Source organism: Micromonospora sp. KC213 (assembly GCF_004348325.1).
Taxonomy (GTDB): Bacteria; Actinomycetota; Actinomycetes; order Mycobacteriales; family Micromonosporaceae; genus Micromonospora.
On sequence record NZ_SMKF01000236.1, the window covers coordinates 1 to 6949 of the forward strand.

Here is a 6949-nt window from a genome sequence, read left to right on the forward strand (position 1 = left end):
GGCGAGACCCCACCAACAGGGGAGCTGCCCAGTTCGCCGCCCGCCGGGGGCACGCCGCCCTCGTCACCCGCGGGCATGCCCACCCCGCCGGCCGGGCCGGGGGTCGCCCCGCCGTTCGCCGCGCCCCCCACCGAGGGTGGCCGCAAGCGGCTCTGGCTGGGGCTCGGCGTCGGCGCGCTCGCGCTGCTGATCTGTTGCGGCGGAGGCGGCACCGCCCTGGTCGGGTTGAGCGTGAGCAGCATCCGGGCCAGTGAGGAGCAGGGTCACGCGATCGCCGATGAGTACTACGGCGCGCTGGTGCGCAAGGAGTACGGCAAGGCGTACGACACGCTCTGCGACGCGGTCCAGCGGCGCGAGTCCCGGTCGCAGTTCGTCCGCCGGGTGAGCGACGAGCCGGCGGTGGCGGGGTACCGGATCGGCGAGGTCGACCCGAACACGCTCACCGTGCCGGTGGAGGTGACCTTCAGCGGCGGCGGGCGGGACACCCAGACGGTGACCCTGGCCCCCGACCCGCAGACCGCCGGGCTGGAGGTCTGCGGGGTCAACTGATCCGCCCCCGGTATTCTCCTGGGTTCGGGATGCCGCTGGCCGTACCGTTGTCCCGAACTGTTCCGCTCCATCCACTCACGTCCCCGCCGACCGCCAGCCGGCGTAGGAGGAAACATGCCAGCCGACCGTATCGACGCCGTCGTCAGCCTCGCCAAGCGCCGGGGCTTCGTCTTTCCCTCCAGCGAGATCTACGGAGGCACCCGGTCGGCGTGGGACTACGGTCCGCTCGGCGTGGAGCTCAAGGAGAACGTCCGCCGGCAGTGGTGGAAGAGCATGGTCCAGCAGCGCGACGACGTCGTCGGTCTGGACTCGGCGGTCATCTTGGCCCGCAAGGTCTGGGAGGCCAGCGGTCACCTCGCCGAGTTCGTCGACCCGCTGACCGAGTGCCAGTCCTGCCACAAGCGGTTCCGCGCCGACCACCTGGAGGAGGCGTACGCCGAGAAGCACGGCAAGCCGCTGACCTCGCTGTCGGAGCTGAACTGCCCGAACTGCGGCAACAAGGGCACCTTCACCGAGCCGAAGATGTTCAACGGCCTGATGAAGACCTACCTCGGCCCGGTGGAGAGCGACGAGGGCCTGCACTACCTGCGCCCGGAGACCGCCCAGGGCATCTTCGTCAACTACAACAACGTGGCGACCGCCGCGCGCAAGAAGCCGCCGTTCGGCATCGCGCAGACCGGCAAGTCGTTCCGTAACGAGATCACCCCGGGCAACTTCATCTTCCGGACCCGCGAGTTCGAGCAGATGGAGATGGAGTTCTTCGTCGAGCCCGGCTCGGACGAGCAGTGGCACGAGTACTGGCTGCAGGAGCGCTGGAACTGGTACCTCGACCTGGGCCTGTCGGCGGAGAACATGCGCTTCTACGAGCACCCGAAGGAGAAGCTGTCCCACTACTCGAAGCGCACCGTCGACATCGAGTACCGGTTCCAGTTCGGCGGCAGCGAGTTCGCCGAACTGGAGGGGGTGGCCAACCGCACCGACTTCGACCTGTCCACGCACAGCAAGCACTCCGGCGTCGACCTGTCGTACTTCGACCAGACGCGCAACGAGCGCTGGACGCCGTACGTCATCGAGCCGGCCGCCGGCCTCACCCGCGCGGTGCTGGCCTTCCTGCTGGAGGCGTACGACGAGGACGAGGCCCCGAACACCAAGGGCGGGGTGGACAAGCGCACCGTGATGCGCTTCGACCCGCGGCTGGCCCCGGTCAAGGTGGCGGTGCTGCCGCTGTCCCGCAACGAGGCGCTCTCGCCGAAGGCGAAGGGGCTGGCCGCGCAGCTGCGCAGGCGCTGGGTGGTGGAGTTCGACGACTCGCAGGCGATCGGCCGCCGCTACCGCCGCCAGGACGAGATCGGCACCCCGTTCTGCGTCACCGTCGACTTCGACACCCTTGACGACGACGCGGTGACGGTGCGCAACCGGGACACCATGGCCCAGGAGCGGGTCTCCTTGGACCAGGTCGAGCGCTACCTGATCGAGCGCCTGCCCGGTTGCTGAGCCCGGACCACCGGCGGCCCCGTTCCCGCGCGAGCGGGGCCGTCGCCGTATCAGCCGCCGTCCGTGCCCGACCGGTGGTTGAGGGGGTACGTGATCTTGTGCGAGCATTCCCGGCGTTGATCTCATCATGGGGGTGTCCGCATGACCCAGCCGCCACATGACCACGACCCGCAGCGGCGGCGACTGCTGCGTCGCGCCGCCACGGTCGCCAGCACCACGGCCGGCGCGGGTGTCGCCGCCGCCGTGGGCCTACCCGCCGCCGCACAGGCCGCGCCGGGCGACAGCCTGATTATGGGTACGACCAATGACGCTGGCGGCCAGACCACCACGCTGAACGCCAGCGAGGGCATCGCCGCGCTTTCCCTGAACAACACCGAGGGAGTGGCGTTGCGGCTGGTGCCGAGCTCGAACCTGTACCCGCAGGTGCTCGAATCCGAGATGGGCACGATGGCCGTCGACGACCAGGGTGACCTGTTTATTCGCGCGGGCACCGACAGTGATGATGGTGATACGAACGGCTGGGCGTGGACCTCGGAATGGGCGACCATGTCGGTGGCCATGAGGCCGGTGCGCGTGCTGGACACCCGATCCCCGGACCTTCGCCGTCGGATTGTCGCCGGTAGCGCCAACCTCGACCCGACGACTGGCAAGCTGAAGCCGGGCGGTCCCATCGTGGTGGCCCTGGACGAGTACGTGCGGAACGGCTACGCCATGAAGGGCAATGTCACCGTTGTCGGCATGACCGGTCCCGGTTTCCTCACCGTCTGGGGTGGCGACACAAAGCCCACGGCTTCCACGGTGAATTGGTGGACGTCCGGTCAGATTCTCTCCAACTTCCTCTTCACCAGGCTGGGTGCCAGCGGTGCCTTCCGAAATGTGATCACGATCCAGGCGACGTCTTCGCCGACGCACGTGATCGTGGATTTGACGAGCCTGTTGGTCGGTCATCCCAGCCAGATCGTGTCCGGCCAGGCGTAGGCGGATCTGGTGTTTTCCGCGCTCTACCGGTCACCGCTGCCCGTGACCACCAGTCCCAGCCCTTCCACGTATTTCACGGGGGAACGAGATGAGTTCGTCAGCCTCTGACCGGTCCGCGTCGCGTCGCAGCCTGATCCGCCGCGCCGCCGTCACCGGTGGCGCGGCCGTCGCCGCCACCGCCGTGAGCGCCGTCAACGCCACGCAGGCCAGCGCCGACACCGGTGATCCGGTCGGCATCGGCCAGGTCAATGAGGGCTGGTGCACCACCATCACCAACGCGGCGCCGGACGGAGCGGCAACGCTCGTACTGCAGAACGACGTGGGTGCGAGTCTGCACCTGAAGCGGCAGGAGGTGACGCGGACCGTCACCGGGGGTGTCTACCCCACGACCGCTGGCCTCGGCGTGATCATCAGTCAGTCAGGGCAGCACCGGAAGCACGAGACGCTCACCACCGCCAACGCCACTATGCTGGTGCCGATTCCGCCGACCCGCGTTCTCGACACCCGTAGTCCGGCCGGTCGGGCCCGGCTGCTGGAGGGCGGCGGGCGGATCGATTCGCAGGGCCGGGCGACCGCCGGCACCTTTCTGGTGGTCCACCTGCGGGACATCGTGAACTACGGCGACGGCATGATCGGCAACATCACGGTCGCCAAGACCGAGAAGGCCGGCTTCGGCACCGTCTTCGGCCGGGGCGATCTCCCGGACGCGTCCACCATCAACTGGTTCGGCCCGGGTCAACTCCTCTCCAACGGTGTGATCACCCAGCTCGGGTCCTACGAGACGGCCGCCGGCGAGTACTACGAGGACGTCGTGGCGATCTACGTACAGAAGAGTGCGGCGGCGGTGATCCTCGACGTGACCGGGCTCCTCGTGTTCCATCCTGAGTCCGCCGTCATCAACAACCCGAAGACCCTCTCCGGCGGCGACGGGGTTCGGGCTCAGGTGATCAAGGAAAACGCAGAGCGGGGCAAGCGAGCGGTGCAGGCCGGTGCGTGACCACGGGACCGAGGAGAACAGCATGACCACCGCGGACGAGACGAGCGCGGCGACGACCCGCCGGCAGATCATCAAGAGCGGAGTGGTTGCGGGCGTCGGCGTCGGCGCGGCGGCAGTCGTCGCCTCGCCGGCCAGCGCCGCTGCCGGCGATCCGGTGATCATGGGTGCGGTCAACAACGACGCCGGCACGGCGGAAACGGTGCTGGTCGGTGGCTCCTCGGCCAGCCCCACCCTGGCGCTGAACCCGCCGGCCGGCCGTCCGGCGCTGCAGATCATGCCCGTCTTCGACCAGGATGTGCCCGCGGAGCTGCCTACCGGCTCGCTCGCTTACACCCACGAGGGTGACCTGGTGATTGGCGGCAAGGCCGGTACCAAGCAGTACGTGAGCACCTCACGGTGGGCCAACCGGACGGTGGCGATCCAGCCCAAGCGGATCCTGGACACCCGGGCCCTGCCATCGTCGACCATCTACGACCAGTACATCGCGGCCGGGCGGAGCAGTGTCGACAGCACCGGCAGGCTGCGGGCGAACAGCTTCATCCACCTGTCGTTGAGCAACCTGTCGGTGGCGTCGACCGGTCGGGCCGTGGGCGTCTACGTCAACCTGACCGTCGCCGGCACCGTCTCGGCAGGCGTACTGAGCGCCTACCCCGCATCGACCTCCGGGCGGCCGTCGACGTCATCGCTGAACTGGTGGGGGCCCAACCAGATCCTGTCCAACCTGGTAGAGGTGCAGCTGAGCGCCCTCGATGGTCGTAACTACTGCTTCACCATCTGGGTGAACGCCGCCACGTCGGTCATCGTGGACGTATCCGGACTGATTATGTCCAATCCTGGCACGTACTGACCGTACGCCGGTCGCCGTCGCGGTGTGAGTTCGCGCAATCTCGCGGCGGCGACGGCCACCGGTGGCTGGACCACCGCCGGGGGCGTGGGATTCTTGGGTACGTGACCAGTTCCGCCGTTCCCGTCGCCCGTCGCCCGCTCACCCTCGGGCGGCACCAGGTGTGGCCGCCGGTGGTGCTCGCCCCGATGGCCGGCATCACCAACGTCGGCTTCCGGCAGCTCTGCCGCGAGCAGGGCGGCGGCATCTACGTCTGCGAGATGATCACCACGGTCGCGCTGGTGGAGCGGAACCCGAAGACGCTCCGCATGATCGCCTTCGGCGCCGACGAGCAGCCACGCAGCCTGCAGCTCTACGGCACCGACCCGGAGACCACCGCCGCCGCCGTGCGGATCGTGGTGGAGAAGAACCTCGCCGACCACATCGACCTCAACTTCGGCTGCCCGGTGCCGAAGGTGACCCGCCGTGGCGGCGGCGCGGCGCTGCCGTGGCGGCGGCGGCTCTTCGCCCGGCTGGTACGGGCCGCGGTGGACGCGGCGTCACCCGCCGGGGTGCCGGTGACCGTGAAGATGCGCAAGGGCATCGACGACGAGCACCTGACGTACGTCGAGGCGGGGCTCGCCGCGCAGGACGCCGGGGTCGCGGCGGTCGCCCTGCACGGGCGTACGGCCGCCCAGCGGTACTCGGGCACGGCGGACTGGGACGCCATCGCCGCCCTCAAGCAGGCTCTCGACGTGCCGGTGCTCGGCAACGGCGACATCTGGGAGGCCGACGACGCGCTGCGGATGGTGGCGCACACCGGCGTCGACGGGGTGGTGATCGGCCGGGGCTGCCTGGGCCGGCCGTGGCTCTTCGCGGATCTGGCCGCCGCGTTCGACGGCCGCCCCGAGCGGCGGCTGCCCGCCCTCGGCGAGGTCGCGGCGACCATGCGCCGCCATGCCGAGCTGCTGGTCGACCAGTTCAGCGCCGGTGCGCGTACGCCGGCGCGGGGCGAGCGGGACGGCTGCACCGACTTCCGCAAGCACGTCGCCTGGTACCTGAAGGGTTTCCCGGTCGGCAGCGAGCTGCGCCGGGAGTTGGCGATGGTGGAGAGCCTGACCCAGCTCGACGACCTGCTCGGCAAGCTCGACCCGAGCGTGCCGTTCCCGGTGGAGGCGCTCGGCCAACCCCGTGGCCGCACCAACTCCCCGGGCAAGGTGTTCCTGCCCGACGGCTGGCTGGCCAGCCGGGACGACGACACCGTCCCCGAGGGTGCCGAGCTGGCCGACTCCGGCGGCTGACGCCGGGTACGACGAAGGGCCGGCCCCCGGGTGGGGGCCGGCCCTTCGTCGTGTTCTAAGTCAGTGGGAGTAGCCGCGGGTGGCGGCCCAGTCGGCGAGGGCGTCGATGTCCATCTGGTAGCTGGCCGTGGCCGGGTTGGCCGAGTCGGCGATGGTCACGATCTTCCCGCCGTCGCGGTAGCCGGTGACGCTGATGTAGTGCCCGCCTTCGAAGGAGTGCACGCCGCCGTCGGTGTCGATGGCGGTACCGGCGATGTTGACCACGACGCCCCGGCCGTCATCGATGGCGGCGACGATGTCGGCGCGCATCGTGTCGGTCTGCTTGTCGTCGGCCTTCGGCGTCTTGATCTCGACGCTGCGGTAGACGTCCTTGCCGGTTTCCTTGTTCAGGACGGGGGTGATGTCGTTGATGCTGTTGGTGCCGTTCTCGGTGGTGCCCATCCGCTTGGCCATGGCGTCGACGTCGATGTTCTTGCCCTGGACGGAGAGGGCGTTGCGGGCGGCGGCGGGGCCGCAGTAGTAGAAGTTGGGCTGGGCCTCGTAGTCGACCTTCAGCTCACGCTCGCCGTGGCCCTTGCGGTCGGTGCTGACCTGGGTGGCGGCCTTCTCGGCGGGGGCAGCCTGGGCGGCGATGGCCGGGCCGGCGATGCCGCCGGCGGTGGCGGCGATGGTGGCGACGGTCAGAGCGCTGTTGCGGATCAGATCGGTACGCATGGGGGATCGACCTTTCGTTCGGGGGATGCGGCGGCCGCGGGGAGCGGCTGCCGTGGAGAGAAGATGGTGTGTGCCCGGCGGCGGGGCCTGCGC

7 protein-coding genes are annotated in these 6949 nt (G+C 69.6%); 6 read left to right on the plus strand and 1 reads right to left on the minus strand.

What is annotated here, in order from left to right; translation table 11 throughout:
* Positions 1-75 precede the first annotated feature (75 nt).
* From E1166_RS28270 to dusB, 6 genes are all read left to right on the plus strand, one after another.
* On the plus strand, positions 76-549 hold the full coding sequence (locus E1166_RS28270) for a hypothetical protein (RefSeq protein WP_132269643.1): 474 nt from the start codon (positions 76-78) through the stop codon (positions 547-549).
* A 114-nt stretch (positions 550-663) separates the two neighbouring features.
* The gene (locus E1166_RS28275; RefSeq protein ID WP_132342933.1) at positions 664-2043 is read left to right on the plus strand and encodes a glycine--tRNA ligase; all 1380 of its coding nucleotides are present in this window, start codon (positions 664-666) and stop codon (positions 2041-2043) included.
* A gap of 141 nt (positions 2044-2184) precedes the next feature.
* Positions 2185-3021, plus strand: coding sequence for a hypothetical protein (locus E1166_RS28280; protein ID WP_132342934.1), 837 nt, complete (start codon positions 2185-2187; stop codon positions 3019-3021).
* Between the two features lie 88 nt (positions 3022-3109).
* A complete protein-coding gene (locus tag E1166_RS28285) occupies positions 3110-4018 on the plus strand; it encodes a hypothetical protein (protein ID WP_132342935.1) in 909 nt (302 codons plus the stop codon).
* Between the two features lie 22 nt (positions 4019-4040).
* Positions 4041-4865, plus strand: a complete 825-nt coding sequence (locus E1166_RS28290; RefSeq protein ID WP_132342936.1) for a hypothetical protein — start codon at positions 4041-4043, stop codon at positions 4863-4865.
* A gap of 101 nt (positions 4866-4966) precedes the next feature.
* Complete coding sequence (gene dusB, locus E1166_RS28295) at positions 4967-6142, plus strand: tRNA dihydrouridine synthase DusB (protein ID WP_132342937.1); 1176 nt, start codon at positions 4967-4969, stop codon at positions 6140-6142.
* A gap of 60 nt (positions 6143-6202) precedes the next feature.
* Here dusB and E1166_RS28300 read toward each other — a convergent pair whose 3' ends face one another.
* Positions 6203-6856 carry a C39 family peptidase gene (locus E1166_RS28300; RefSeq protein WP_132342938.1) on the minus strand — a complete coding sequence of 218 codons (654 nt, stop codon included), beginning with the start codon at positions 6854-6856 and terminating at the stop codon, positions 6203-6205.
* Between the last annotated feature and the right edge of the window lie 93 nt (positions 6857-6949).